This is a genomic window from Sulfitobacter delicatus, assembly GCF_900102535.1.
GTDB lineage: Bacteria > Pseudomonadota > Alphaproteobacteria > Rhodobacterales > Rhodobacteraceae > Sulfitobacter > Sulfitobacter delicatus.
The window spans coordinates 1-25,186 of the sequence record NZ_FNBP01000004.1 but is presented as its reverse complement, the minus strand read 5'-3'; the positions used below and the strand labels follow the sequence as shown (position 1 = coordinate 25,186).

Sequence of the window (25,186 nt, the reverse complement as noted above, 5' to 3'; positions counted from 1 at the left end):
GTCGGATTGGTTAACACAGTCTCAGAGTGCCGCGCGGTGGGGACAGCTCAGCTTTCAGGTTCGCGGTAGACGCCCTGCTCTTTCAGCGCGTCGGTGACTTCCTTGGGCATGTAAGTCTCATCATGTTTCGCAAGGATTTCAGAGGCTTCAAAGACGCCATCTATATATCGGCCCGTTCCCACCATGCCCTGATTCTCCTCAAACAGATCCGGCAGCACACCCGTAAAGACCACGGGCACCGACGCCCCGCCATCCGTCACCGAAAACCGAATCGCCTCGCCCTGCCCACGTTTGAGCGAGCCTTCCTCGACCAGCCCGCCAATGCGGAACACTTCAGCAGGTCCGGGCGGTTCGGCGATGACTTGGCTCGGCGCGCGGAAATAGTTGATCCCATCGCGCAGGGCATAGCCGATCAGCGCGGTAGAAAGCACCAGTGCCACCACCGCCACGGCGATGATCTGGATGCGGCGTTGTTTCTTAAGGCTTTTCATAGCGCCCTCATGGGAACAGCGGAGCCATCATAAGCCCCTCGGTTTCGTCCAGACCCAGCATCAGGTTGGCGTTCTGCAACGCTTGCCCGCTGGAGCCTTTGGTCAGGTTATCAAGCGCTACCACAACCGTGGCACGGCCCGTCTGGCGGTCAGCCACTACGCCGATATGGCAGAAGTTCGAGCCGCGCACATGCCGCGTGCTCGGCGCTTCGCCAAAGGGCAGCACTTCGATGAACGGCTCGTCCGCATACGCATTTTTCAGTGTATCATAAATGGTTTGCGCGTCACCTTTGACATAGCAGGTCGCAAGGATGCCACGGTTGGCAGGCACCAGATGCGGCGTGAACTGCACCTGCACAGGCCGCCCGGCAAGGGCCGAAAACTCCTGATCGAACTCACCCAGATGCCGATGCGTGCTGCCAAGCGCATAGGCGTGATAGCCCTCGCTCAACTCCGCGTGCAGCAGGTTTTCCTTCAGCGAGCGCCCTGCCCCCGACACGGCGCATTTGAGATCGAGAATGATGTCATCAAGATCAATCACCCCGGCTGCGATCAACGGGCGTAGGGCAAATTGCCCGGTCGCCGCGTTGCAGCCCGTGCCCGCCACCAGACGCGCGGCAGCGATTTCTTTGCGGTAGAACTCGGTCAGCCCGTAGACCGCCTCTTCCTGAATATCGACGGCGGCATGTTTGTTGCCGTACCATTTCTCATAAGCTTCAGGATCGCGCAGGCGGAAGTCTGCGGAGAGATCGACGATCTTGAGGTCTTTAGGCAGTGCCGAGATCACTTCCTGCGAGGTCTTATGCGGCAGGGCGCAAAAGCACAGATCGATCTGGGAAAAGTCGATTTCGTCGATCGTGACTAGTTCTGGCAGGTCCAAATGGCGCAGATGCGGAAAGACGTCGGCCACGCTTTGACCGGCTTTGGAGTTCGCCCCCAAAGCCTTGATCTGCATCGACGAATGGCCAGCAATCAGCCGGATGAGTTCTGCCCCGGTATAGCCGGAAGCGCCGAGAATGGCGATGTTCTGGGTCATGGTTTGCCCCTTGTTCGGACGGTATGTAATCTAGGTTCAGGCGGCGGTGAATGTGATCTGTCGTCGCAGGAACTGCGTCGCACGGTCGCTCACGCGGGCCGGATCGCCAGTGGTGAGGAAAGCCGCCTCGCCCTTGCCGAGCATCTCGGGCCGCCGCTCAAGGTAATCAGCGAGCGACTCGGCCACCAGTTCGGCTTGAGAGAAAACTTTCACCTGCGCGCCGAGTGCAGCCTGAAAGGCGTCCTGCATCAGCGGATAATGGGTGCAGCCCAAAATCGCCGCATCAGGCTGCGGCATCTTGCGTTTCAGCGCATCGACATGGCTGCGCACCAGCGCTTCGGCGAGGATCATGTCGCCTTCCTCAATGGCATCCACCACCCCGCCGCAGGCCTGCGCCTCGACATCGACGCCGATCGCCCGGAACGACAACTCGCGCTGGAAGGCGCGGCTTGAGACGGTCGCAGGCGTCGCAAAGAGCGCCACATGGTTCACCGCCACTTCGCGCGGCGGCGAGTTGTCGCCCCATTGCCGTTCGGTCATGGCTTCGATCAGTGGCACAAAGACACCGAGCACCCGTTTGCCCTCGGGGACCCAAGCCTCTTGCATCCGGCGCAATGCGGCGGCCGAGGCCGTGTTGCAGGCAAGGATCACCAGATCACAGCCCGCGTCGAACAGGCGCTGCACGGCGGCGCAGGTCAGATCATAGATGTCATCCGCATCGCGCACGCCATAAGGCGCATGGGCGCTGTCTGCGAGATAGACAAAGTCCACCTCCGGAAGACGTTCTTGCACCTTGGCCCAGACGGTCAGCCCGCCGAGACCGGAATCGAAAATACCAACTGCCATGGTCTGTTGTCACCTGCGCTAGGGGCCGGAGGTGTCCGGCGTTGAGAGACTCATAAGAGGCTTTGGCAGGGAAATCCATGGGCGGGTTTTGTTGTCGCGATGCGCCGGGCAGTGCTGGACCGGGGACTGGCGCTTATGCCCTCGCGGGATAGCAATCTCTGTTGGCCTCGCATGTGAGAGTTTGCAAGCCGCCCCGACAAACGCAAAAGCGCCAGACCGGGGGACGGTCTGGCGCTGCCCGGCGGCCTTGCGGCCTTGATTCCGGGCTGTTTCGCAATGGCGCCGAGGCTTACTCCGCCGCCTTAGCCGTAGAAGTCCCGCCCGCGCGGATCACCGCCAGCAGCTCCTCGCGGCGCTTTTCTGCTTTGGCTTCATTGCCCTGTTTCACCGGGCCAAAGCCACGGATTTGCAGCGGCAGTTCGGCCAGCGCGACAATCGCCTCGCGGGTCTGATCGGTGAGCTTGGGCAGCACCTCGGCCATGTCGGCCTCATACTGGGTAATCAGCGCGCGTTCCATCTTGCGCTCGGCGGTATAGCCGAAGGGATCAAACGGCGTGCCGCGCAGGCCTTTGAACTTCGCCATGACACGCAGCGGCCCTTCGAGCCACTGGCCAAACTCGCGCTTTTCCGGACGGCCATTCGGCCCCATTTTGGACAAGAGCGGCGGCGCCATGTGGAAGGTCATCTTGAAGTCACCGTCGAACTCGGCACGGGCCTTGTCACGGCTGGTGATGAGCAAACGGGCGACTTCGTATTCGTCCTTATAACTCAGAAGCTTGTGATAGCCCAAAGCCGCCGCCGCCTTGACGTCGCGGTCCGCAATACCGTCCAGCATCTTGGTGTAACGCTTAGCCAGCGCCTTGCCCTGATAAGCGGTCAGATGGTCGACGCGGAAGGCAATCTTCTCGTCCAGCGACTTGGGCAATTCCACCACCTTGCTGGGCTGGCTCACCTTCTGCGCGTCCTCGGGGTAAAGCACCGCCCAACGGCCAATCTCGAAGGCGCGCATGTTGCGTTCAACCGCAGCGCCATTCATGCGGATCGCTTCGTGTAGGCTCTCCAAAGTCAGCGGCAGCAAGCCCCGCTGCCAGGCCGCACCAAAGATCATCATGTTGGAGAAGATCGAATCGCCCAGAGCCGCCTTGGCCAGATCGGAGGCGTCGAACATCGCCACATCGTCTTTCAAACGCGCTTCCAGTGCCAGCGACAGACGGTCGTAGGGCATCTGGAACTCCGTATCGCGGGTAAAATCCCCGGTGATGATCTGATGCGAGTTCACCACTGCCCCGGTCCGGCCTGCGCGGGTCAGGCCCAGCGTTTTATGGCCAGCCGAGACCACCAGATCGCCGCCGATCAGCGCATGCGCCTCGCCCGTGGCCACACGGATCGCGCTGATGTCCTCGGGGCGCTCGGCCAGACGGCAGTGAATATGCACCGCGCCGCCTTTTTGCGCCAGACCAGCCATTTCCATCATGCCAGCACCCTTGCCATCCAACTGAGCCGCTTGGGCGAGCAGCGCGCCGATGGTCACCACGCCGGTGCCGCCGACGCCAGTGATCACGACGTTATGGGTGCCGTTGATTGTGGGCAGATCGGGCATCGGCAGGTCGGGGATGTTCAACTCAGTCGTCGGGTCCTTGCGCACCTTGGCACCTTCCAGCGTCAGGAAGGACGGGCAGAAGCCGTTGACGCAGGAGAAGTCCTTGTTGCAGGACGACTGGTCAATCGCGCGTTTGCGGCCCAGTTCGGTCTCGTTCGGCACCACGGCCACGCAGTTCGATTGCACACCACAATCGCCGCAGCCTTCGCAGACGTCTTCGTTGATGAAAACCCGCTTATCCGGGTCCGGGAACAGACCGCGCTTGCGGCGGCGGCGTTTTTCGGCGGCGCAGGTCTGGATATAGACAATCGCGCTGACGCCCTCATGCTCGCGGTAGGCCTTTTGCACATTGGGCATCTCGGCCCGCTCATGCACCTCGACGCCCATGAAGCGGGTGAGGTCGACGTCTTCTTTCTCGTCGTAAACCACGGCGATGTTCTTCACGCCCATCGCCTTTAGCTCATCGACGATGCGGTAGGAATCCAGATCACCCTCATTGTGCTGGCCTCCGGTCATGGCGACCGCATCATTGTAGAGGATCTTGTAGGTGATGTTGGTCCCCGCCGCGATGGCCGCCCGGATCGCCTGCACGCCGGAGTGGTTATAGGTGCCGTCGCCAAGATTCTGGAACACGTGCTTGGTGTTGGAAAACGGCGCTTCGCCGATCCAGTTCGCACCCTCGCCGCCCATATGGGTAAAGCCGGTGGTCTCGCGGTCCATCCATTGCACCATATAGTGACAGCCGATGCCCGCATAAGCGCGCGAGCCTTCGGGCACTTTGGTCGAAGAATTATGCGGGCAGCCCGCACAGTAATATGGCAGACGTGCCGCGATATCTTCGGCATTGTCCGACCGGCGTGCTTCGTTCAGCGCCTCCAGCCCGGCGCGGATACCATCAGTCTCGCGGCCTTCCTCTAGTAGGATGCCGCCAATCTTCTCGGCAATCAGAATGGGGTCGAGCGCGCCACGGGTCGGGAACAGCTCTTCGCCATGCTCCATGCCCGCGCCACCCTTGTGCCAGCCGTAGACCCGGCGGTGGGTGTCGTTAAAGAGCGCCTCTTTGATCTGCACTTCGATCAGCTTGCGCTTCTCTTCGACCACAACCACCAGATCGAGCCCTTCGGCCCATTCGTGGAAGCCCTGCATGTCGAGCGGGAAGGTCTGACCGATTTTATAGGTCGTGATCCCAAGCCGTTCGGCCTCGTTCTCATCAATGTTCAGCAGGCTCAGCGCATGCACCAGATCGAGCCAGTTCTTGCCCGCCGCGGCAAAGCCGATCTTGGCCCCACGCTTGCCCCACATGCGCTTGTCCATCTTGTTGGCGTGGGAGAATGCCTCCGCCGCGAAGCGCTTATAGTCAATCATCCGCGCCTCTTGCAGGTGCGGCGTGTCGCCCAGACGGATGCTGAGGCCCCCATCGGGCATGTCGAACTCAGGCGTGATCAGCTTCATCCGGTTTGGATCGCCATTGACGACGCTGGTCGCTTCCACGGTGTCCTTCATCGTCTTCAGGCCGACCCAAAGGCCCGAAAAGCGGCTCAGCGCCCAGCCATAGATGCCGTAGTCGAGAATTTCTTGCACACCAGCAGGCGACACCACCGGCATATAGGCATCCACCATGGCCCATTCGGATTGGTGCAATACGGTGGAGGATTCGCCGGTATGGTCATCGCCCATCGCCATCAGCACACCGCCATGGGGCGAGGTGCCCGCCATATTGGCATGGCGCATCACGTCGCCGGTGCGGTCCACGCCCGGCCCCTTGCCATACCACAGACCGTACACCCCGTCGTATTTGCCTTCGCCGCGCAGTTCCGCCTGCTGGCTGCCCCAGAGCATGGTCGCCGCGAGGTCTTCGTTCAAGCCCGGCTCAAAGCGCACGTTATGCTCGGCCAGTTTCTTTTCCGCCCGCTGCATCTGCAGATCAACCGCCCCCAGCGGACTGCCCCGATAGCCGGTGACATAACCCGCCGTATTCAGCCCCGCCGCCTTATCGCGGGCGGACTGCATCATCATCAGACGAACAAGCGCCTGCGTGCCGTTCAGCAGCACCGGGCTCTTCTCAAGGTCGAAACGGTCGTTGAGTGAAATCTTCTGCGTTGTCATGGCGGGCCTCCCTAGCACGTCAGTCTTGCGTCATTTGCCCCTATATAGGTCACAGATGCTGACCTGTATAGCAGGTTTTCCGCTGCGGCATCGAACGATGCGAAGCTTTGTGCTGTTTTCTCCCTGCTATTAAGGTAGGAGAAAGGCTGGGCAAGGAAAGTACGCGCCATGGATTGGGACAAATTGAGAATTTTTCACGCGGTTGCTGACGCGGGGTCGTTGACCCACGCGGGCGACAAGCTGAATCTGTCGCAATCTGCCGTAAGCCGCCAGATTCGCGGGCTGGAAGAGCAGTTGAACACCAACCTCTTCCACCGCCACGCGCGCGGGCTGATCCTGACCGAACAAGGTGAACTTCTGTTCGACGCGACCTCGGCGATGGCCAAACGCCTTGACGCCGCCGCCGCGCGCATCCGCGACAGCGAAGAAGAGGTCTTTGGCGAGTTGCGCGTGACCACCACCACGGGCTTCGGCACCCTCTGGCTCGCCCCCCGCCTGCCCAAACTCTATGAGCAGTACCCCGACCTCAAGGTTGATCTGATGCTCGAAGAACGCGTGCTCGACCTCCCCATGCGCGAGGCCGATGTCGCGATCCGCATGAAAGAGCCAAGCCAGGCCGATTTGATCCGCAAACGCCTGATGACGGTCCGAATGGGCATCTATGCAAGCCCTGAATACCTCGAGAAACACGGCACGCCCGAGCGTATGGAGGATATGGCCGATCACCGTCTGATCTGCCAGAACACCGACAGCGATCAGGTCGGCGCGGGCCTGCAACTCGTCAAAGAACTGATGATGTACGACCTGCGGTCTCTGCTTACGGTCAACAACTACTTCGGCGTCCTTCAAGGCGTGGTCCACCACCTCGGCCTCGGTGTGCTGCCCAACTATCTGATTCAGGACTTCCCCGACTTGGTGCATGTCATGCCAGACGTGGAATCCGCCGAAGTGCCGGTCTACCTCGCCTATCCCGAAGAGCTGCGCCAATCCAAACGCGTCGCAGCCTTCAAGGATTTCGTGCAGGAAGAGATCATTACCTACCGCAAGCAGTGGCGCGAACTGACAGGGCGCGAGAGCTAAGCCCAATCAGCCATGCGCCAAACGCATAGCGGCCATGATGTTCCACTGAACGAAATAGCCTTGATCCGGGCAGGCCTGCCTCCTATTTCATCGGTATGAAGATTGACAGCCCGAGGGCGCGTCGCTTCATACCTCCCTGTTGGACTTGGCCGAGCTTTTTAGCTCGGCCTTTTTTTTCGCACAACGCTGGCTTTCCCATGATGGAGGCGAAACCCCCTTCCCCCCCGGCACTCCCCCTTGTATGAGGGCGCAAACGCGCCAGCCGGGGACACTCCATGCAAGATCCAGCCATCACGCCTGACCTCATCGCCAGCCACGGGTTCACGCCCGAGGAATACGCAGAGGTCGTCAACATCCTCGGGCGCGAGCCGAACTACACCGAGATGGGCATTTTCTCGGCCATGTGGAACGAGCACTGCTCCTATAAGTCGTCCAAAAAATGGCTGCGCACCCTGCCAACGGACGGCCCCCAAGTGATCTGCGGCCCCGGCGAAAACGCAGGCGTGGTCGACATCGGCGACGGCCAAGCGCTGGTCTTTAAGATGGAAAGCCACAACCACCCTTCCTACATCGAGCCCTATCAAGGGGCTGCGACCGGCGTGGGCGGCATCCTGCGCGACGTCTTCACCATGGGCGCGCGCCCGATCGCTGCAATGAACGCGCTCAGCTTTGGCCGCCCCGAACACCCCAAAACGCGCCAGCTTGTGCACGGCGTCGTCGAAGGCGTCGGCGGCTATGGCAACTGTTTCGGCGTGCCGACTGTCGGCGGCGAAGTGCGTTTTGATGCGGCCTATGACGGCAACTGCTTGGTTAACGCCTTCGCGGCGGGCCTCGCGGATGCAGACAAAATCTTCTACTCCGCCGCCTCCGGTGTCGGCATGCCCGTGGTCTACCTCGGCGCCAAAACAGGCCGCGACGGTGTCGGCGGCGCAACCATGGCCAGTGCCGAATTCGATGACACCATCGAAGAGAAACGCCCCACCGTGCAGGTCGGCGACCCCTTCACCGAAAAACGCCTGATGGAAGCCACGCTGGAGTTGATGGCCACCGGTGCCGTGATCTCGATCCAAGACATGGGCGCTGCGGGCCTGACCTGCTCAGCCGTTGAGATGGGCGACAAAGGCGGCCTCGGCGTGCGTCTCGACCTTGAGAAAGTCCCGACGCGCGAACCCCACATGACCGCCTATGAAATGATGCTCAGCGAAAGCCAAGAGCGCATGCTCATGGTTCTGCGCCCCGAGCTTGAGGCCGAAGCCAAGGCCGTCTTCGACAAATGGGACCTCGATTTCGCCATCGTCGGCGAAACCCTCCCCGAAGACCGCTTCCTGATCTGCCTCAACGGCGAAGTCAAAGCAGACCTGCCCCTGTCGAAACTGGCCTCCACAGCCCCGGAATACGACCGCCCCTGGGTAGAAACCCCCGCCGCCACGCCGCTCGCCGACGCGCCTACCATCGACCCCATCGACGGCCTGCGCGCCCTCATAGGCTCCGTGAACCACAGCTCCAAAGCCTGGGTCTATGAGCAATATGACACCATGGTCATGGGCGACACCGTCCGCCTGCCCGGCCTTGGTGCGGGCATCGTGCGGGTGCATGGTACCGATAAGGCGCTGGCCTTCACCTCCGACGTGACCCCGCGCTATGTCAAAGCAAACCCCGTAGAGGGCGGCAAGCAAGCCGTGGCCGAAGCCTACCGCAACCTCTGCGCCGTGGGCGCCAAACCCTTGGCTACAACCGACAACCTGAACTTCGGCAACCCCGAAAAGCCCGAGATCATGGGCCAGTTGGTCGGTGCGATCAAAGGCATCGGCGAAGCCGTCGGCGCGCTCGACATGCCAATCGTGTCGGGCAACGTGTCGCTCTATAACGAAACCGACGGCAAAGGCATCCTGCCCACGCCCACAATCGGTGCTGTGGGCCTGATCGACCATGTCGACGGCATCATCCACAACCGCCTGCGCGAAGGCCATGTCGCCCTGCTGGTCGGCGATGCGGGCAGCCACCTCGGCCAATCCGCACTGCTGGCCGAGGCCTTCGCCCGCCGCGAGGGCGACGCGCCGCAGGTCGATCTGGACAAAGAGCGTCGCCACGGTGAGTTCATCCGCGCCCGAGCCGCGCATATCTCTGCCTGCACTGACCTCGGCGACGGCGGCCTCGCACTCGCCGCTTTCGAGCTGGCCGAAACAGCCGGCATTGGTGTCGAGGTTGAGAGCGACGACACCGCTACCCTCTTTGGCGAAGACCAAGCCCGTTACCTCGTGGCCTGCACCGCCGAAGCCGCCGAGACCCTGATCGCCGCTGGCAAAGACGCCTGCGTCCCGGTCACCCAAGTCGGCGCCTTCGGCGGCGAAAAGATCAGCTTCGGCAGCGCCTCGGCCCTCCTCGCCGACCTGCGCGCCACCTACCGCAGCACCTTCGCGCAGACCTTTGCCTAAGAAACTCTGGTTTCGGAGCCGCCCTTGCTTGGGACCAAACGGTCGCGTGCAGGGCGGCGGGGCAAGCTAAATCGCCGAGGGGCCCCTTCAGGGGATACGGCTATTTCGCTTGCGCCGACGACAGGCGGGTGACAGGCAGGGACCGAGCAAGGGTGGCTTTGAAACCTTCTGGTTTTGGAGAGACCCGCAGCCACCCCCCCCTGTCATCCTCCCTCGGACGCCATTCCTGCCATCATTCGCGCCTTCTCCCCCAGATCATCAGGCTTTGAGATCGCTTCGGCCAGCGCTTCCAAAGACGCAATCGAATGCCCCGCCCGAAAACTGTCGACATAGGGCATTATCGCCCGGATCCCCGCCGCCTTCGGCGCAAAGCCGTCCCACCTGAGCAGCGGGTTCAGCCAAATCACCCGGCCTGCGCTAAGCTGCAACCGCTGCATCTGCCGCGCCAGTTCCATCGGGTCATCCCGATCCAGCCCGTCGGTGATCAGCAGCACAACCGCCCCCTGCCCCATGACCCTGCGCGACCAGTCGCGATTAAAGGCGGCCAAGGCGCTGCCAATTCGGGTACCGCCCTCCCAATCCTGCGCCTGCGCTCCCGCCGCGGCTAAGGCTGCATCAACGTCCCGCGTGGTGAGATGGCGCGTGATATTTGTGAGCCGGGTGCCAAAGGTGAACCCATGCACCTGCGCCCAGCCCGCGCCTTTACGGTTCGCGACCGCATGCAGGAAATGCAGGATCACCCGGCTGTATTGGCTCATAGAACCCGAGATGTCGCAGAGCACGACGAGGTTGGGATAGCGCTCACGCGGCTTCATGCGATATAGCCGCTCCATCTCGCCCCCACGTCTGAGCGCGGCTTTCATTGAGCGGGGCACGTCGATCCGCCCACGTGCCGAAGCAATGCCACGACGGCTTGGCATGGGCGGCACAGGCAGTTCCAACCGCGCCAACATCCGCTTCGCCTCCGCCATCTCGGCTAGGCTCATCTGTTCGAAATCAAGGCTGCGCAACCGTTCGCGCGCGGACATTGTGAGGCTGGCATCAACCTCGACCAGCGTTTCCTCAGGTTCCAACTGGCCTTCGGCCTCTGGCGCTTCGGCCCCATCTAGCAAAGCCTCCGCCGCGCGTTTCTCCGCCGGGGTGGCAGGCCGGTCTTCCTGCACGCCCCGGATCGCAGGCAGCATGGCCGCCATCATATGCTCCAGATACCGCGGGTCCCGCCAATAGAGACGGAAGATCTGCGCGAAAACCCGTGCGTGCTCGGGGCGGCTGACAAAGCAGGCATGGAGCGTCCAGTAGAAATCGCGGCGGCTTGTAAAACCGACCGCAGCCACCGCCTGCACCGCCTCCACCACCCGGCCCGGCCCGATCGATAGGCCCGCACGGCGCAGGGCGCGGGCGAAATGGGTAATATTGCCGGCAAGTTTCGGATCGTCCGGCAAATCAAGGGGGAGTTGTTCAGCCATGAATGGCTGATTGGAGGCGCTGCCTCCAAACCTCCGAAGTATTTTTGGCCAAAAAGAGCATCATGCGGGGGCTAGAGAGGCACGGGCTTGCTCTAGAATGCGTGCGGCCTCGGACCCCTGTAGTTTGGCGATGTCGTCTTGGTATTTCAGCACAGCGCCGAGGGTGTCCGCGATCACTTCGGGGCTTAGGGTCGTGACGTCAAGCGCGAGCAGGCATTTGGCCCAGTCAATCGTTTCAGCCACGCCCGGTTTCTTAAATAGGTCTTCGGTGCGCAGTTGTTGGACGAATGCCACGACCTCTCGGCTGAGTGCCGTTGCTGCCTCCGGTGCGCGAGCGGACAGGATGGCCATTTCGCGTTCGGCATCGGGGTAGTCGACCCAGTGATACAGGCAACGTCGCTTGAGTGCGTCATGCACCTCCCGCGTGCGGTTAGAGGTCAGGATGACAATGGGCGGCTCAGGGGCGCTGATGGTGCCAAGCTCGGGGATCGTGACCTGAAAGTCGCTGAGCGCTTCGAGCAGGAAGGCTTCGAAGGGGGCATCGGTACGGTCCAGTTCGTCAATCAGCAACACCGGCGGGCCGGCGGGATCGGGGCGGAGGGCCTCCAACAGCGGGCGCTCGATAAGGTAGTCGTCGCTGAAGAGCTCTTGGGTCAGCGCCTTGCGGTCTGCGCCGCCGCCTGCCTCTGCCGTGCGGATCGCGACCATCTGCGCCGGGAAATTCCATTCATAGACGGCGCTGGAAGCGTCAAGCCCTTCGTAGCATTGCAGGCGGATCAGCCGTCGGCCCAGCCCAGAGGCGAGAGCTTTGGCGATCTCGGTCTTGCCCACGCCCGCCTCGCCTTCGAGAAATAGGGGGCGGCCTAGGGTGAGGCTGAGGAAGACCACCACGCCAAGTGCGCGGTCGCAGACATAGCCTTGCGCGCTTAGCATCTCTTGAACCGCGTCGATGGTATCAATGTTTTTCATGAGGCCAGTGGTGCATTCCCGTCTCCCGCCGTCAAGGGGGCAGACACGCGCCGCGCCAATTGACGCGAATTGCCCTCAATGCCATAGTCTTAACCAATAATTGACGGTCATCGAGAACAACGAGGCCACAGGGGCAGATATGGCACAGAGCAAGAGCACATGCCGCCGAGGCGCGGCCTGATATGCGCATCACGGCAGTAACCTGCGTGAAGAACGAAGGGCCCTTCCTGCTGGAATGGATCGCTTTCAACCGGGTGATCGGGGTGAGCGACTTTTTGTTTTATTCCAACGATTGCAGCGATGGGACGGACCAGTTGCTCGACCGTCTGCAAGAGCATGGCATTGTCACACATTTGCCGAACCCTGCCACCAATCGCAATTACCAGATGCAAGCGCTCAAGGATGCGCGGCGTCATGCGGTGGTGAAGGAGGCCGATTGGGCCTGGGTGGCTGACGTAGATGAGTTTCTGAACATCCATGTGGGCGACCATACGATCCCGGCGCTGATCAAAGCCTGTGGTCATCCGCAGGCGATCTCGGTCAGTTTCCAGTTCTTTGCCAATGGCGGAGTTGAAGAATTTGTCGACGCCCCGATTATCGCGCAGTTTCCCTACAGCCATAATCCTGACATCTGGGGTGCCGAGACAGCGATTGAGGTGAAGAGCCTTGTCCGACAGGATTTCCCGCTTGGCTACTATGGCGCGCATCGGCCCTTTCACGACGACAGCAAGCACCAACCGCATTGGACCGACGGTGCCGGACGGCAGGTGCCGCCCCGGTTCCAAAGTGCTGCCAACAAACGCCGCATCCGTGCCTTTCCCGCCCGTGGGGCGCGGCGTTTTGCGACGTTGAACCACTATGCGTTGCGCTCGCTCGACAGCTATCTGGTTAAAAACGACCGCGGCGATGTAAACCGCGAGCATCGCGCCTTTGACGACAGCTATTGGCGCGACCGCAATGATGCTGCTTGGCGCGATGAGAGCATTCTGCGCTATCTGCCCGCATTGAAAGAGGAAATGGCGCGGCTTGCGGAATTGCCGGGTATCGCCGACTTACATGCGGCTGCGGTCGCGGCCCACCGTGCGCGGCGGGATGCATTGCTCGCTGATCCGACCTACCGCGAGATGCGCGACCAGTTGCGCGCGGCCAGCCCATATGGCGCTGCCGAAGCCAATTTGCGCGAAGAGATCGGCCTGACATGACCGGTCCGCGTATCATTAATCTGGGTCTGCCCAAGACTGGCACCACCACGCTTACCGACGCGCTGCGCCATGCGGGGCTGACGGTGGCGGATTGGCGTATTCGCAAGGGGCAGAGCCGCCGCGAAGATATGCTAGGCGAGCATGTGGGGCGGATCATCTATGCGGATTACTTCGACAGCGGCGACCCTTTGGCGCGGCTGGGGGAGTTCGATGTGGTCAATGAGATGAGCGCCGTGCGCCATGACCGCAGCCTGTGGCCGCAGACCGACTACGGCGTGTTGAGTGCCATCCAGACCCATCACCCCGAGGTCAAATTTCTGCTGTCACACCGCGATCCGGCTAAGACGGCCAATAGTATGATGCGCTGGAACAATCTGGGCCGCCGGCGCTTGCCGGCCGCGGATGTGCCGGGCCTGCCCCGTGGCTTTGGCCGGTCGGAGGACGAACTCGCCCGCTGGATCGGGGCGCATTATGCGTTCTGCCGACGGGTCTTTCAGGGCTGTGACAACTTTCTGGAGTTTGACATCGAAGACCCCGGCGCGCGGGATCGGATCGCGGACTACCTAGGCATTGATCTGCCTTGGTGGGGCCAGAGCAACAGTGGTAAACCTGCTTCTGCGGAGGCTGGATAATGCGTCTGACCCTTCTGATCGGCCCGACTGAAAAGGGCGCGGCGCGGTTGCGCAATATGCTCAGCCAGCACCGGGAGGCGCTGCACAAACGCGGCATTCTTGCGGCGGAGTGGAACCATGTACGGCTTTATGCGGCCTGTGCTGAGCCGGACGCCGTAGGGTTGCTGCGCTATCGCCGGGGGCTGGACAGTGCGCTCGTAGGAGCGACACTGCGCGATGAATTCGCCGCGCTGATCCCACGTGATCTGGCAGACACGACAGCACAGCATGTGGTGTTCAGCGCCGCACAGCTTGGCAATCTCCTGTCGAGTCCAGCAGAGATCGAACGCCTGCATGCGCTGCTCGCACCTCATTTCGATGACATCCGCGTCGTCGCGCATGTGGATGAACAGGCCCGGCTGCTCGCGGCGCAATACGCCTTTGCGGTGACAGAAGGCCGCCGCCATACATTGCAACTAGAACTGGCGCTCGTGGGAACCGACGACTGGTGGCAGGCGTCGCTCGAAAAGCGCGACGGCGCCCCTGACTTTGGCCTCTTTCCAGATATCCAGAACGCGCCGTTCTGGCTTGATTACAGAGCCTTGCACCGCCATTGGGCTGAGGCCTTCGGCGCTGAGAAGTTATCGTTCCGCCCGCTCGATCTGGACCAACTTTACACGGCCCATGGCGCGGCAGAGCTCGACGATTTGCTCGAACTCGACTCCCCGCTCGGCCCTGTCGAACCGGGGCGGCTCCCCCCCGCCCTGCCCGACCCTTGGATTGCGCGGATGCGTCAGTTTAATGACGTGTTGATCCGCTACCTTCAGGTTCATGATATCTCCTGCCCGCGCAGCACGTGGAGCCAGATGTTGCAGGCTTTGCAGATCGACGGCGCGCCCCTTTCGCCGGGCAGCCTAGCCCCGATCTCGGACCATTTCGCAGCCGATAATGCTGAACTGGTTGCGCGCTTTCCCGCTTTGCAAGACGCGCTCACCCCCGACGCTGCTGCACCCACATGGGTGGAGCCTGACCCCGGTTTCGGGTTCCGTGCAACGCAGTATCTCACCGCATTTGCGCACCGGATCAGAACCACTGCGATACCGCTCGCCCAGAAACGTGCGGATGCGGAAACCGCGCGCCGCTCTGGGGCAAAGTTCGAGGCCATGCTGCTCGGGCCGGAAACCTCTGCTGACCGGCAGGCGGAGAATGCGCAATTGCTGAACCGGATCAAAGTGAACCACGAAATGATCCTGAGCAGCCCGTTCCGCCCTCACAACGGCGCGGCACCAGAAGGCGAAGACAAGCCTGCCGCGCCCTATGCCCCCGCCCCGCCGCGCAACCTCGCTCCGGGGCGCAGTGGCAATGTCATCGTCGGCTGTATGAAAGACGAGGCACCCTATATCATTGAATGGGTCGCCTATCACCGCGCCATCGGTTTCGACAATTTCCTAATCTACACCAATGGCTGCTCTGACGGCACGGATGCCTTGCTGGATCGGTTGCAAGAGATGGATATCCTTCAGCACCGCAATAATGACAATTGGAAAGGCAACTCCCCCCAGCAACATGCGCTGAACCGCTCGATGAAGGAGCCGTTGATCCAGAATGCCGACTGGTTCGCGCATATCGATGTGGATGAGTTCGTTAATATCCGCACCGGCAATGGCACGCTTGACGATTTCTTTGCCGCCGTGCCGGACGCCACCAATGTCGCGATGACTTGGCGGCTTTTTGGTCATAACGGCGTCACAGGGCTTTCTGATGCACCGGTGATCGAACAATTCGACAGTGCCGCGCCGAGCTTTTGCCCCAAACCCCATACGGTCTGGGGCTACAAAACCCTCTCGCGCAACATCGGCGCTTACGCCAAGATTTCCTGCCACCGCCCCAACAAACTTGATGAAGCCGCTGCGGCGTCGGTCAAATGGGTGAACGGCTCGGGTCAGGACATGACCAAGGACGCACTGAACAACGGCTGGCGGTCGTCCAAGAGCAACATTGGCTATGACCTGCTGCAACTCAATCACTATGCGCTGCGCTCGGCAGAGTCCTTTCTTATTAAACGGCAACGCGGACGGGCGTTGCATGTGGACCGCTCGATTGGACTGAATTACTGGATCCGCATGGATTGGAACGACCACCGCGATGTCTCGATCCAGCGCAACCTGCCTCGGTTGCGGGCCGAGATGGACCGCTTGTTCGCCGATACCCGCCTGCGCGGTTTGCATGACGCGGGCTGCGCTTGGCACCGCGCCAAAGCAGAAGAATTGCACCAGAACCCCGAGTTCCAAGACCTGTACCGCCAGTCTTTGGCCATCGACCTCACCGCGACAGAGCGCGTGGCCTATGCGCTCGCCCTCGATATGGAAAGCTGAGCCATGAGTGATCAAGCCACTGCGCCGAAAGAGAATTTCATATTCTCGCGCGGGATGAAGTTTCCGGACGATCCTGCCATCCTACGCGGTCGCTTGCGCAAGATGCTTCGGCAGAACAATTACGAGGCGAAAGAAAGCGAGGCCGCGCTCCGCGTGGTGCGCGAAGGTGACCGCGTCATCGAATTGGGCGCGGGGGTCGGCTATATGTCCACCTTGGTCGCGAGCAAGCGCAAGGTGGCCTCCGTCCATTCCTTCGAGGCAAACCCGGCTCTGATCCCCTATATCCGGCGCGTGCATCGGGCTAATGGGTTGGACAATGCCGAGGTCACCCATGCCATCCTCGGTGCCGAAGCGGGCCAGGTCGATTTCCATGTCCGTGATGATATTCTGTCTTCCTCCATGACCCGGTTTGAGGGGGAAGAGCCGCCACAGACGCACCAGATTGACGTGCTCGACGCCGATGCGGTCTTCGATGATCTTAAACCAAACGTCCTGATCTGCGACATCGAAGGGGCCGAGGTCGATCTCATCCCCGCGCTCAACCTATCAAACCTGCGCGCGGCAATCATCGAACTGCATCCGCAGTGGATCGGGCCCGAAGGTGTGAACAAAGTTTTCTCCGCCTTCATGTCTGCGGGACTCGCCTATTACCACCGCGGCTCGCAAAACAAAGTCGTCAGCTTCCGGCGAGATTGGTAGCTGCGTGACTCACCTCGCGATCCTCTGCGTGCGCAACGAAGCGGCCTTTCTGCTGGAATGGCTCGCCCATCACCGCGCCATTGGCTTTGACAATGTGCTGGTCTTTTCCAACGATTGCGACGATGGCACGGACAGCATGCTCGACCGGTTGCAGGAGTTGGGCCACGTTACCCATGTCCGTAACGACGGTCCTTACGACAAAGGGGGCATCCAGTTCACCGCGCTCAAAACTGCTGCGAAGATGGAGGTGGTGCGCGAGGCGCAGTGGATTCTGCCGCTGGACGTCGATGAATTCGTGAACATCCACTGCGGCGATCACAGTCTCACAGCGCTGCACACCGCCCTGCCCGAAGCCACAGCGATCACATTGACATGGCGGCTGTTCGGCAATGCCGGCCAAGTTCGCTATGAAGACCGCCCGGTGACAGAGACCTTCACCCGCGCCGCCCCCGCTGTCATGCACTGGCCATGGCGTGCGGCGATGTTCAAAACGCTTTACCGCAACGACGGCACCTACGCCAAACCGGGCGTCCACCGCCCCCGGGATCCTGACCCGGCACGCCTCGAACAGGCTCGATGGTTCGACAGCCATGGCCGCCCCCTGCCGGATGACTTTAAAACCAGACGCATTTTCTCCAACTTCGGGCGAGAGAACCACGGGCTGGCGCAGATCAACCACTACCCCTTAGGCGCGATGGAGACCTATGTCCTTAAAGCCGACCGAGGCCGCGCAGTGCATAGCGATCACATGCTCGGGCTGGATTATTGGGTCGAGCGGAACTTCAGCACTGAAAGCGACACGTCCATCATGGCCACGGCAGAGGCGCGGGGCCGTGCGTTAACTGCCCTCATGGCCGATTCCCAACTCGCTGAACTACACGCGCAGGCGGTCAATTGGCGTCGTGCCCGCTTTGATGCGCTCATGCAACGCGAACCCTTCCGCGCGCTCTTTGGCCGCCTGCTGATGACGCCGCCAAGCCGCCCGGTGACCGCGAAAGCCGCACGTTTCATGATCCGCCACGCCAATCTGGCCCGGCAATCCGAGGCGGGCGAAAGCTAAAGCGCAGCCCCGCGCCCCCGGCCTGCCGTCACATTCTCTTCAAATTCGCACGGATTTTCCGCATTTTTGCCCTATTATCCCTCTAGACCAAGCAGGAACAGGCGGGGTCTCCTCCGCCCGCAACAGTCGAGGGTGCCCAATGCCAAGCGAGACGCTGACGATCGAAAGCTCACTGGCAGATCTGCCGAAACGCAAATGGTTGCGCGCGATTGAGGCTGTCGCCGAAGAAGACGGCTATTTCCAATCGCTGGGCAAAAAGCACTTCTCCGCCTTTATCGAACGCGAAACCACTCTGCTCGTCACCTTTGAGACCTATCAGGGCATGCATGCTCTGTCGGACAAGGCGCAGCCTCTGGGCTGGGACATGGTGCGCAACCACGACTGGTCGCATCTTTGTATCGCAAGCGATGGCGACACATGGTTCCGCGCAGAAGAAGTCTATGCCTATTTCGACCGGCTGATTGACGACGGTTTCTTTGACGAATTCGACCAAGTGCTCTTCTACGGTGCTGGCCCCTGCGCCTATGCCGCCGCCGCCTATTCCGTCGCGGCCCCTGGCGCCGCCGTGGTCGCCGTCCAGCCGCAAGCGACGCTCGACCCGCGTATCACCGAATGGGACGACCGCTTCACGGACATGCGCATCCACGATTTCACATCGCGCTACGGCTATGCACCCGACATGCTCGATGCCGCCGCCCGCGCCTTTGTGCTCTATGATCCGAAAGAAACCCTCGACGCGATGCATGCGGCGCTCTTTACCCGACCCAATGTGACCAAGCTGCGGATGCCGCGGATGGGCGACGCGCTGCAGACCGATTTGCTGGAGCTTGATCAACTCGACCCGCTGCTGCAAGCCGCCGCCGATGACACGCTCGACACCACGCGCTTCGCCGCCCTTTACCGGGCCCGGCGCGATTACCTGCCCTATCTGCGCAACCTCGCTCACGCGCTTAACAGTGCGGGCCGCGAGGAACTGCTCGAAGCCCTCTATGCAAATGTCACCGCCCGCATGAACGCGCCGCGTTTCGCGCGACGTCTGGAGCGCATCCGCGCCCGCCGCGCCGCACGTCTCGAAGAAGCCCGCGCCGCCGCCGGCTAGGTTTTCAATCTGGCGCGCGGCCCCGCGCTGTGCTAGCCCCGCGCCCATGACCCAAAGCATCACGATCCGCCGTCCCGACGACTGGCACCTGCACCTGCGCGACGGCGACATGCTGCGCGCCGTGCTGCCCCATAGCGCCCGCGATTTCGCCCGCGCCATCATCATGCCAAATCTCGTGCCCCCCGTGGTCACCGGCGCCCAAGCCGCCGCCTACCGCGAGCGGATCATGGCAGCCCTGCCCGAAGGCGCGGATTTCACCCCGCTAATGACCCTCTACCTAACCGAGGACACGGACCCCGACGACGTCGCCCGCGCCCATGCCGAGGGTCTGATCCACGCCGTCAAACTCTACCCCGCCGGCGCCACCACCAATTCCGCCAGCGGCGTGTCCAACTTCGACAAAGTCGCCCCCGTGCTCGACCGCATGGCCGAGATCGGCTTGCCGCTCTGCACCCACGGCGAGGTTACCGACAGCGAAATCGACATCTTCGACCGCGAAGCCGTCTTCATCGACCGCGTCCTCGACCCGATCCGCCGCGCCCATCCCAACTTGCGCGTCATCATGGAACATATCACCACCGCCGACGCTGCTGACTACGTGCGCAGCGCCGACAGCGGCCTTGCGGCCACGATCACAACCCACCACCTCGTAATCAACCGCAACCACATCCTCGCCGGCGGCATCCGTCCGCATTACTACTGCCTGCCCGTCGCCAAACGCGAAACCCACCGCCTCGCCCTGCGCGTCGCTGCCACCTCCGGCGATGCCCGCTTCTTCCTCGGCACCGACAGCGCACCCCATACCGATGGCGCCAAACTGCAACCCTGCGGCTGCGCCGGCTGTTTCACCGCACCCAACACCCTATCGATCCTCGCCCAAGTCTTTGAAGACGACGGTGCCCTCGACAACCTCGAAGCCTTTACCTCGCTTAACGGCCCCGCCTTCTACGGCCTGCCGCCAAACGAGACGCGCATCACCATGCGCCGCGAAGCCCCCCAGCATCCCTCCAGCATCGACACCCCCGACGGCCCGGTCACGGTCTTCGACCCCGGTTTCGATCTGCACTGGACCTCCTAATCTTCATCCTTTCTTAAATACCTATCCGACCTCTCCCCAGCCAAGGACGCTTGAAATGATCCCCACCAGCCACCCCAGCCCCGAAGAAATGGCCCGCCTCACCGCGTGCATGTTGCTGGAGATCGGCGCGGTGCATTTCAACGCAGACGAGCCCTTCACGCTGGCCTCGGGCCTGCCCAGCCCGACCTATATCGACTGCCGCAAGCTGATCTCCTACCCGCGCATCCGCGCCACCCTGATGGATTTCCTCACCGTCACCGTGATGCGCAACGCGGGCTTCGAGGCCTTCGACAATATCGCGGGCGGCGAAACCGCAGGCATTCCCTTCGCTGCCATGGTGGCCGAGCGCATGGCCCTGCCAATGACCTATGTGCGCAAAAAGCCCAAAGGCTACGGCCGCAACGCCCGGATCGAAGGCGAGATGACCGAAGGCCAGCGCGTGCTGCTTGTTGAGGACCTGACCACCGACGGCGGCTCGAAACTCAGCTTCGTTGACGCGATTCGTGAAACCGGGGCCACCTGCGCGCATACCGCCGTGATCTTCCACTACGGCATTTTCCCGCAGACCGAAAAGACCCTTGGCGACCATGGCGTTAGCCTGCACACGCTCTGCACATGGTGGGACGTGCTGGCCGAAGCCCGCGCGCAGAACGCCTTCGATACGGCCACGCTGAGCGAAGTCGAAGCCTTCCTTAACGCCCCCCGCGAGTGGCAAGATTCCCGCAAAAATTAAACCCTTTTGCGCCAGATGTTGACGCAAGCGCCCGGCACAAGGCAAGATGTGGTGGGCGCATGTGTTTGCACAGATATCCACAGAAACATACAATTTGCGCCGCGCCGCCCCACTGGTTAAGACGACCCTCTGGGCAGATATGGGTGAGGTCATGAACGAGATTACATCGCTAAACGCGAACCAATTGGCTGTTCAGGCCGCTGAAACGATGCCGCATTCGATTGAGGCCGAGCAGCAGCTTTTGGGCGCGATTCTGACCAACAATGACGTCTACGACCGCGTCGCCTCTGTCATTGGCCCAAAGCATTTCTACGAGCCGGTCCACGCCCGCATCTTTGACATCGCCGCCCAGCGGATCGCCAAGAACAACCTTGCCTCGCCCGTCACCCTCAAAGCCTTCATGGAAGACGATGAAGGTCTGAAGGAGCTCGGCGGCCCGGCCTATCTCGCCCGCCTTGCGGGTGCCGCGATCAGTGCCTTTGCCGTGCGTGACTATGCGCAGATGATCTATGACCTCGCCGTGCGCCGTGACCTCATCCAACTGGGCCGCGATATCTCGTCAAAGGCGGCGCAGGTCGATGTGGCGTCAGAGCCACGCGAGCAGATCGTCGAGGCCGAGCAGGAGCTTTACAAGCTGGCCGAACAGGGGCAGGTCGAAAGCGGCTTTCAGTCCTTCCTCAAGGCTGTCACCGATGCGGTTAACGTGGCCAACGCGGCTTACCAGCGGGACGGTGGCCTGTCAGGTGTCTCGACCGGCTTGATCGACATGGACAAGAAACTAGGCGGTTTGCACCGCTCTGACCTTCTGATCCTCGCGGGGCGTCCGTCGATGGGGAAAACCTCGCTCGCGACCAATATTGCGTTCAACGTGGCAAAGGCTTACAAGCGCGGGATGAAGCCCGACGGGACTGAAGGCGCGATTGATGGCGGGGTCGTGGGTTTCTACAGCTTGGAAATGAGCGCCGAACAGCTCGCCGCGCGTATCCTTTCAGAAGCTGCCGAAATCCCTAGCCAGCAGATCCGCTCCGGTGACATGACCGAAACCGAGTTCCGCCGTTTTGTCGACGCCGCCAAGGCGCTGGAAGCCTGCCCGCTCTTCATCGACGACACACCCGCCCTGCCCATCAGCCAGCTCGCCGCCCGTGCGCGGCGGCTCAAGCGGACCCATGGGCTTGATGTGCTGATCATCGACTACCTTCAGCTGGTGCGCGGCACGGGCAAATCGGAAAACCGGGTGAACGAAATCTCGGAAATCACCATGGGGCTCAAGGCCATTGCCAAGGAACTCGACATCCCGGTGATCGCCCTGTCGCAGCTGTCGCGTCAGGTCGAAAGCCGCGAAGATAAGCGCCCGCAGCTCTCGGACCTGCGTGAATCGGGCTCGATCGAGCAGGATGCCGATGTGGTGATGTTTGTGTACCGCGAGGAATACTACAAGGAACGCGAGAAGCCGGGCGATCACGAGCTTGATAAGATGGCGGCTTGGCAGGAAGAAATGGAACGTCTGCACGGCCGCGCCGAGGTGGTGATCGGCAAGCAGCGTCACGGACCCATCGGCACCGTGGACCTCAGCTTTGAGGGCAAATTTACCCGCTTTGGCAACCTTGTACAGCCATGGCAGCAGGGTGGCGGCGACGATCAGGAGTTCTGATCCCGCCCGCCGGCGCGGTCAATCATGCCAATCCACGCATAAATTCGCATCTGTGAATAAAATCTTGGATTGCCACTCTCCTTTGATAAGCTGACAGGGTCGGTCGGACGCAGCGCGTCCGCACCTGCAGTCAACTTGGGAGGAACCACATGACAAACTTTATCCGCGCGCTTTGCGTTTTACTGGCCACCAGCCTCGCCTTTGCCGTTCAGGCCGAAGAGAGCGAGCGCTACGGCAAGCAAAAGGTCGTTTATCACATCAACTATGAAGGCGGCGAAGGGTCCAAAAAACACCTAGGGGCCATGCGCAATATCCAAAACCATATCAACGCCGTGGGTGCTGAGAATATGGAAATCAAAGTCGTTCTCCACGGCAATGGGGTCAGCTTGCTGGCAGACGCCAAGGGCAACGACAAAATGCAGACCAGCGTCTCATCGCTCAAAGGGCAAAACGTCAACTTCCACGTCTGCAACAACACCCTGAAGGGCCGCAAGATCAGCTACGAGAACGATCTCTACGACGTTTGGGAAGAAGACATCGTGCCCTCCGGCGTGGCAGAACTCTCGCGCCTGCAACAGATGGGTTACACCTACATCAAACCCTAAATGGCACCGCCCGGGGCTGGCCCCGGGCGATCCGCTGGTTATTCGCCCGCTGCGCGGGTCTCATACATCAGCCCTTTGGCCGTCCCCTCGGGGAACCCCCTCCAATAGCTGTGGTCTTCTTTGTCGGTCCCATCTTCGGCCTGAGACCAGACCCCGGCGTTCGAATCCTCAACCAGATCCAGATAACTGGCCTTTTCGGCTTCACCCTTCAGGTGATTATCAAGCCAAGCGGTCACGAAATGCTGTGCGATGTTGTTCATTCGCGCGGTGTCCCACACCGCATCCGTGTAGTGCTCGGAAATGTTAAAGCCCTTGTCTTCGTTGAAGTAATAGGACTCCTGAGGCGCGGGCATCGGCGCGCCTGCATTATGCCCTGCGTTCATATAGGTCAGCAAAGCGCGGTCGACGTTCGAGGTATTCTCCCAGATCGCCCGCACGCCTTTTTCATAAAGCGAGGTATCGTCCTGCGAGCCTGCGATAAAGAGCATCGGGATTTGCACCCCGGCCAGCCCTTCGGCGTCCCAAAAGCCCCGGTTCATCCCCCAAGGGCCAAAAGCCACGGCGGTCTTGATGCGCGGATCGGGCAGTTCGTTGTGGCTGTCAGAGCCTGCCTGATGAATGCCCAACGTGCCATGCGGCCCACCCCATGTGTAGCCGACAGAGGTTTCTGTCACTCCGCCCCCGGCGGTGATAATCGCGCCGTAGCCGCCCATCGAGTAGCCGATCAGCCCGGTGTTCTCAGCGTCATAAAGCCCGGCAAACTCAGCCCCCTCGGCGCTTTTCTGGGCCATCTGTTCCAGCACGAACAATTGGTCCAGCGACCGGTTCACCAGCGTCGAGCCAAAGGCGGCCTGCGTGCGGTAGGTGCTGTCGGTGTGATCAATTGAGGCCACGACATAGCCTTTGGACGCAAGGTTCTCAGTCAGATGCGACAGCAGATAGCGGTTGCCGGGGTAGCCATGGCTGATCAGCACCAGCGGGAAGGTCTCACCCGTCGCAGGGTCCACGTCGCGCATGGCCTGCCCCTCCAGCGTCACTTCGGTGGTGCCGTCACGCAGGAAGGTCTTGAAGGTCGTCTCGCCCTCGGCGCCCTCGGCAGCTGGGTAGTACATCTCAACCGTCAGCGGGCGGTCATAGCGCGGCATCTCGTCGGGCTTGTCCACGGCTGGATCAATGGCGAGGATGTCGATCTGATCGGGGTTGGTCATCTCCAAGGTGCGCATGCCCACGGCATGGTCGCCATAGGCCGCTAGCTCTGGCGCGTTTGGCAGTTGCCGATCAACACGGTTCTCCGCCGCGGCGGCGGTTCCCATAAGGCCAAGCGCCATGGCGCGCGCCGTCAGTCCCAAGTGCTTTTGCATGGTTTATCCTCTCCCTTTGTTCATTGGGATCAGCCTAAACCGGTCTTGGCCTCGCGCAAGCGTGCCGCAAGTGACGTTACGGCATTTTGCGCTTCAGGCGCGGGCCGCGCGGGTGATCTCGGCTTCAGTCAGCCCGTATTTTGGTGCAAATTTTGCGCGCGCTGCGACCAGCCGTGAGTCGTCTGGCTGCATGCCCAAGGTCCGGATGAACGCAACACGTTGCTGCTGTTTCAGCGCTTCGGCGTCGATGTCCGTCCCCATGGCCCGGTCGATGATCGCGCCGCCGGGGCTGACGTGGAACCACTTGTTGAAGTCGCGAAAGTGGTGCTGGTTGTGCAGCCGGGTCACGTGACGCTCCACAGCGGTTTTTGGCAGGGTCAGATGAGATATGGGCAAAAGTTGGTGATGCCTGATCAGGCGGCAGTTTGAAGCTGGCTGATCCCATCGCGGAACTCAACCCCTTGGATGATCTCGGGCAGACGGTTCTGTCCATCGAGTTTGCGCCATCTCTTCTGCGCTGACATCATTAGCTTGAAGGCCATGGCCAACCCGGTCGTGCGGCTGAGGCATCCTTTGGTGCGTTTCGTGCGGTGCCGGACGGTGGCGAAGGTGCTCTCGATCGGGTTTGACGTCCGGATGTGCTTCCAGTGTTCCGCCGGATAGTCGTAGAAGGTCAGCAGCGC

The 25,186-nt window shown here is 61.5% G+C and carries 21 protein-coding genes; 12 read left to right on the top strand and 9 right to left on the bottom strand.

Translation table 11 applies throughout. The annotated features are described in order from the left end of the window. Positions 1-47: 47 nt before the first annotated feature. From ccmE to BLS57_RS08610, 4 genes are all read right to left on the bottom strand, one after another. On the bottom strand, positions 48-491 hold the full coding sequence (gene ccmE, locus BLS57_RS08625) for a cytochrome c maturation protein CcmE (protein WP_093741267.1): 444 nt from the start codon (positions 489-491) through the stop codon (positions 48-50). A gap of 7 nt (positions 492-498) precedes the next feature. Further along, positions 499-1,527, bottom strand: coding sequence for an N-acetyl-gamma-glutamyl-phosphate reductase (argC, locus tag BLS57_RS08620; RefSeq protein ID WP_093741265.1), 1,029 nt, complete (start codon positions 1,525-1,527; stop codon positions 499-501). 36 nt (positions 1,528-1,563) lie between these two features. Beyond that, positions 1,564-2,373, bottom strand: coding sequence for a glutamate racemase (locus BLS57_RS08615; RefSeq protein ID WP_093741263.1), 810 nt, complete (start codon positions 2,371-2,373; stop codon positions 1,564-1,566). 289 nt (positions 2,374-2,662) lie between these two features. Beyond that, the gene (locus tag BLS57_RS08610) at positions 2,663-6,079 is read right to left on the bottom strand and encodes an indolepyruvate ferredoxin oxidoreductase family protein (protein WP_093741261.1); all 3,417 of its coding nucleotides are present in this window, start codon (positions 6,077-6,079) and stop codon (positions 2,663-2,665) included. Between the two features lie 168 nt (positions 6,080-6,247). On the opposite strand from BLS57_RS08610, the gene BLS57_RS08605 reads away from it, so the two are divergent. Then, entirely contained in the window at positions 6,248-7,159 is a 912-nt protein-coding gene (locus BLS57_RS08605; RefSeq protein ID WP_093741259.1) for a LysR family transcriptional regulator, read from the top strand. Between the two features lie 275 nt (positions 7,160-7,434). Beyond that, positions 7,435-9,594, top strand: a complete 2,160-nt coding sequence (gene purL, locus BLS57_RS08600; RefSeq protein ID WP_093741257.1) for a phosphoribosylformylglycinamidine synthase subunit PurL — start codon at positions 7,435-7,437, stop codon at positions 9,592-9,594. A 203-nt stretch (positions 9,595-9,797) separates the two neighbouring features. On the opposite strand, the gene BLS57_RS08595 is transcribed toward purL, so the two are convergent. Both BLS57_RS08595 and BLS57_RS08590 read right to left on the bottom strand, forming a co-directional pair. Next, a complete protein-coding gene (locus BLS57_RS08595) occupies positions 9,798-11,060 on the bottom strand; it encodes a vWA domain-containing protein (protein ID WP_093741255.1) in 1,263 nt (420 codons plus the stop codon). Positions 11,061-11,120: 60 nt separating this feature from the next. Beyond that, on the bottom strand, positions 11,121-12,029 hold the full coding sequence (locus BLS57_RS08590; RefSeq protein ID WP_093741253.1) for an AAA family ATPase: 909 nt from the start codon (positions 12,027-12,029) through the stop codon (positions 11,121-11,123). A gap of 182 nt (positions 12,030-12,211) precedes the next feature. Here BLS57_RS08590 and BLS57_RS08585 point away from each other — a divergent pair, with 182 nt between their 5' ends. The 10 genes from BLS57_RS08585 to BLS57_RS08540 all read left to right on the top strand — a co-directional run bounded on the left by BLS57_RS08585 (position 12,212) and on the right by BLS57_RS08540 (position 23,142). Next, positions 12,212-13,231 (top strand): glycosyltransferase family 2 protein, encoded by a 1,020-nt coding sequence (locus BLS57_RS08585; RefSeq protein ID WP_093741251.1) that lies wholly within the window; start codon positions 12,212-12,214, stop codon positions 13,229-13,231. After that, positions 13,228-13,863: a sulfotransferase gene (locus BLS57_RS08580; protein WP_093741249.1), complete on the top strand. Its 636-nt coding sequence runs from the start codon at positions 13,228-13,230 to the stop codon at positions 13,861-13,863. Before BLS57_RS08585 ends, BLS57_RS08580 begins: the two co-directional genes overlap by 4 nt. Next, a complete protein-coding gene (locus BLS57_RS08575) occupies positions 13,863-16,217 on the top strand; it encodes a glycosyltransferase family 2 protein (protein WP_093741247.1) in 2,355 nt (784 codons plus the stop codon). Before BLS57_RS08580 ends, BLS57_RS08575 begins: the two co-directional genes overlap by 1 nt. A gap of 3 nt (positions 16,218-16,220) precedes the next feature. Further along, complete coding sequence (locus BLS57_RS08570) at positions 16,221-16,916, top strand: FkbM family methyltransferase (protein WP_093741245.1); 696 nt, start codon at positions 16,221-16,223, stop codon at positions 16,914-16,916. 4 nt (positions 16,917-16,920) lie between these two features. After that, positions 16,921-17,976: a glycosyltransferase family 2 protein gene (locus BLS57_RS08565; RefSeq protein WP_093741243.1), complete on the top strand. Its 1,056-nt coding sequence runs from the start codon at positions 16,921-16,923 to the stop codon at positions 17,974-17,976. A 139-nt stretch (positions 17,977-18,115) separates the two neighbouring features. After that, positions 18,116-19,075 (top strand): phosphoadenosine phosphosulfate reductase, encoded by a 960-nt coding sequence (locus tag BLS57_RS08560; RefSeq protein WP_093741241.1) that lies wholly within the window; start codon positions 18,116-18,118, stop codon positions 19,073-19,075. Between the two features lie 46 nt (positions 19,076-19,121). Beyond that, the gene (gene pyrC, locus BLS57_RS08555) at positions 19,122-20,153 is read left to right on the top strand and encodes a dihydroorotase (protein ID WP_093741239.1); all 1,032 of its coding nucleotides are present in this window, start codon (positions 19,122-19,124) and stop codon (positions 20,151-20,153) included. 55 nt (positions 20,154-20,208) lie between these two features. Then, entirely contained in the window at positions 20,209-20,886 is a 678-nt protein-coding gene (locus BLS57_RS08550; RefSeq protein ID WP_093741237.1) for an orotate phosphoribosyltransferase, read from the top strand. Between the two features lie 151 nt (positions 20,887-21,037). Then, a complete protein-coding gene (locus tag BLS57_RS08545) occupies positions 21,038-22,537 on the top strand; it encodes a replicative DNA helicase (protein ID WP_093741907.1) in 1,500 nt (499 codons plus the stop codon). 149 nt (positions 22,538-22,686) lie between these two features. Next, a complete protein-coding gene (locus tag BLS57_RS08540; RefSeq protein WP_093741235.1) occupies positions 22,687-23,142 on the top strand; it encodes a DsrE family protein in 456 nt (151 codons plus the stop codon). A gap of 38 nt (positions 23,143-23,180) precedes the next feature. Here BLS57_RS08540 and BLS57_RS08535 read toward each other — a convergent pair whose 3' ends face one another. From BLS57_RS08535 to BLS57_RS08525, 3 genes are all read right to left on the bottom strand, one after another. After that, positions 23,181-24,503, bottom strand: coding sequence for an alpha/beta hydrolase family protein (locus tag BLS57_RS08535; RefSeq protein WP_244153635.1), 1,323 nt, complete (start codon positions 24,501-24,503; stop codon positions 23,181-23,183). Positions 24,504-24,596: 93 nt separating this feature from the next. After that, the gene (locus tag BLS57_RS08530) at positions 24,597-24,851 is read right to left on the bottom strand and encodes a hypothetical protein (RefSeq protein WP_244153634.1); all 255 of its coding nucleotides are present in this window, start codon (positions 24,849-24,851) and stop codon (positions 24,597-24,599) included. 65 nt (positions 24,852-24,916) lie between these two features. After that, the coding region (locus tag BLS57_RS08525; protein WP_208597545.1) for a transposase at positions 24,917-25,186 on the bottom strand (270 nt) is incomplete at its 5' end.

Excerpts from the sequence above, each read along its gene's own strand:
- BLS57_RS08605 (WP_093741259.1), top strand. The coding sequence starts at position 6,248 with ATGGATTGGGACAAATTGAGAATTTTTCACGCGGTTGCTGACGCGGGG.
- BLS57_RS08610 (WP_093741261.1), bottom strand. The coding sequence starts at position 6,079 with ATGACAACGCAGAAGATTTCACTCAACGACCGTTTCGACCTTGAGAAG.
- BLS57_RS08545 (WP_093741907.1), top strand. The coding sequence starts at position 21,038 with ATGAACGAGATTACATCGCTAAACGCGAACCAATTGGCTGTTCAGGCC.
- BLS57_RS08575 (WP_093741247.1), top strand. The coding sequence starts at position 13,863 with ATGCGTCTGACCCTTCTGATCGGCCCGACTGAAAAGGGCGCGGCGCGG.
- BLS57_RS08560 (WP_093741241.1), top strand. The coding sequence starts at position 18,116 with ATGCCAAGCGAGACGCTGACGATCGAAAGCTCACTGGCAGATCTGCCG.
- BLS57_RS08590 (WP_093741253.1), bottom strand. The coding sequence starts at position 12,029 with ATGAAAAACATTGATACCATCGACGCGGTTCAAGAGATGCTAAGCGCG.
- ccmE (WP_093741267.1), bottom strand. The coding sequence starts at position 491 with ATGAAAAGCCTTAAGAAACAACGCCGCATCCAGATCATCGCCGTGGCG.
- argC (WP_093741265.1), bottom strand. The coding sequence starts at position 1,527 with ATGACCCAGAACATCGCCATTCTCGGCGCTTCCGGCTATACCGGGGCA.
- BLS57_RS08550 (WP_093741237.1), top strand. The coding sequence starts at position 20,209 with ATGATCCCCACCAGCCACCCCAGCCCCGAAGAAATGGCCCGCCTCACC.
- BLS57_RS08535 (WP_244153635.1), bottom strand. The coding sequence starts at position 24,503 with ATGCAAAAGCACTTGGGACTGACGGCGCGCGCCATGGCGCTTGGCCTT.
- BLS57_RS08540 (WP_093741235.1), top strand. The coding sequence starts at position 22,687 with ATGACAAACTTTATCCGCGCGCTTTGCGTTTTACTGGCCACCAGCCTC.
- BLS57_RS08595 (WP_093741255.1), bottom strand. The coding sequence starts at position 11,060 with ATGGCTGAACAACTCCCCCTTGATTTGCCGGACGATCCGAAACTTGCC.
- BLS57_RS08615 (WP_093741263.1), bottom strand. The coding sequence starts at position 2,373 with ATGGCAGTTGGTATTTTCGATTCCGGTCTCGGCGGGCTGACCGTCTGG.
- pyrC (WP_093741239.1), top strand. The coding sequence starts at position 19,122 with ATGACCCAAAGCATCACGATCCGCCGTCCCGACGACTGGCACCTGCAC.
- BLS57_RS08570 (WP_093741245.1), top strand. The coding sequence starts at position 16,221 with ATGAGTGATCAAGCCACTGCGCCGAAAGAGAATTTCATATTCTCGCGC.
- purL (WP_093741257.1), top strand. The coding sequence starts at position 7,435 with ATGCAAGATCCAGCCATCACGCCTGACCTCATCGCCAGCCACGGGTTC.
- BLS57_RS08585 (WP_093741251.1), top strand. The coding sequence starts at position 12,212 with ATGCGCATCACGGCAGTAACCTGCGTGAAGAACGAAGGGCCCTTCCTG.
- BLS57_RS08580 (WP_093741249.1), top strand. The coding sequence starts at position 13,228 with ATGACCGGTCCGCGTATCATTAATCTGGGTCTGCCCAAGACTGGCACC.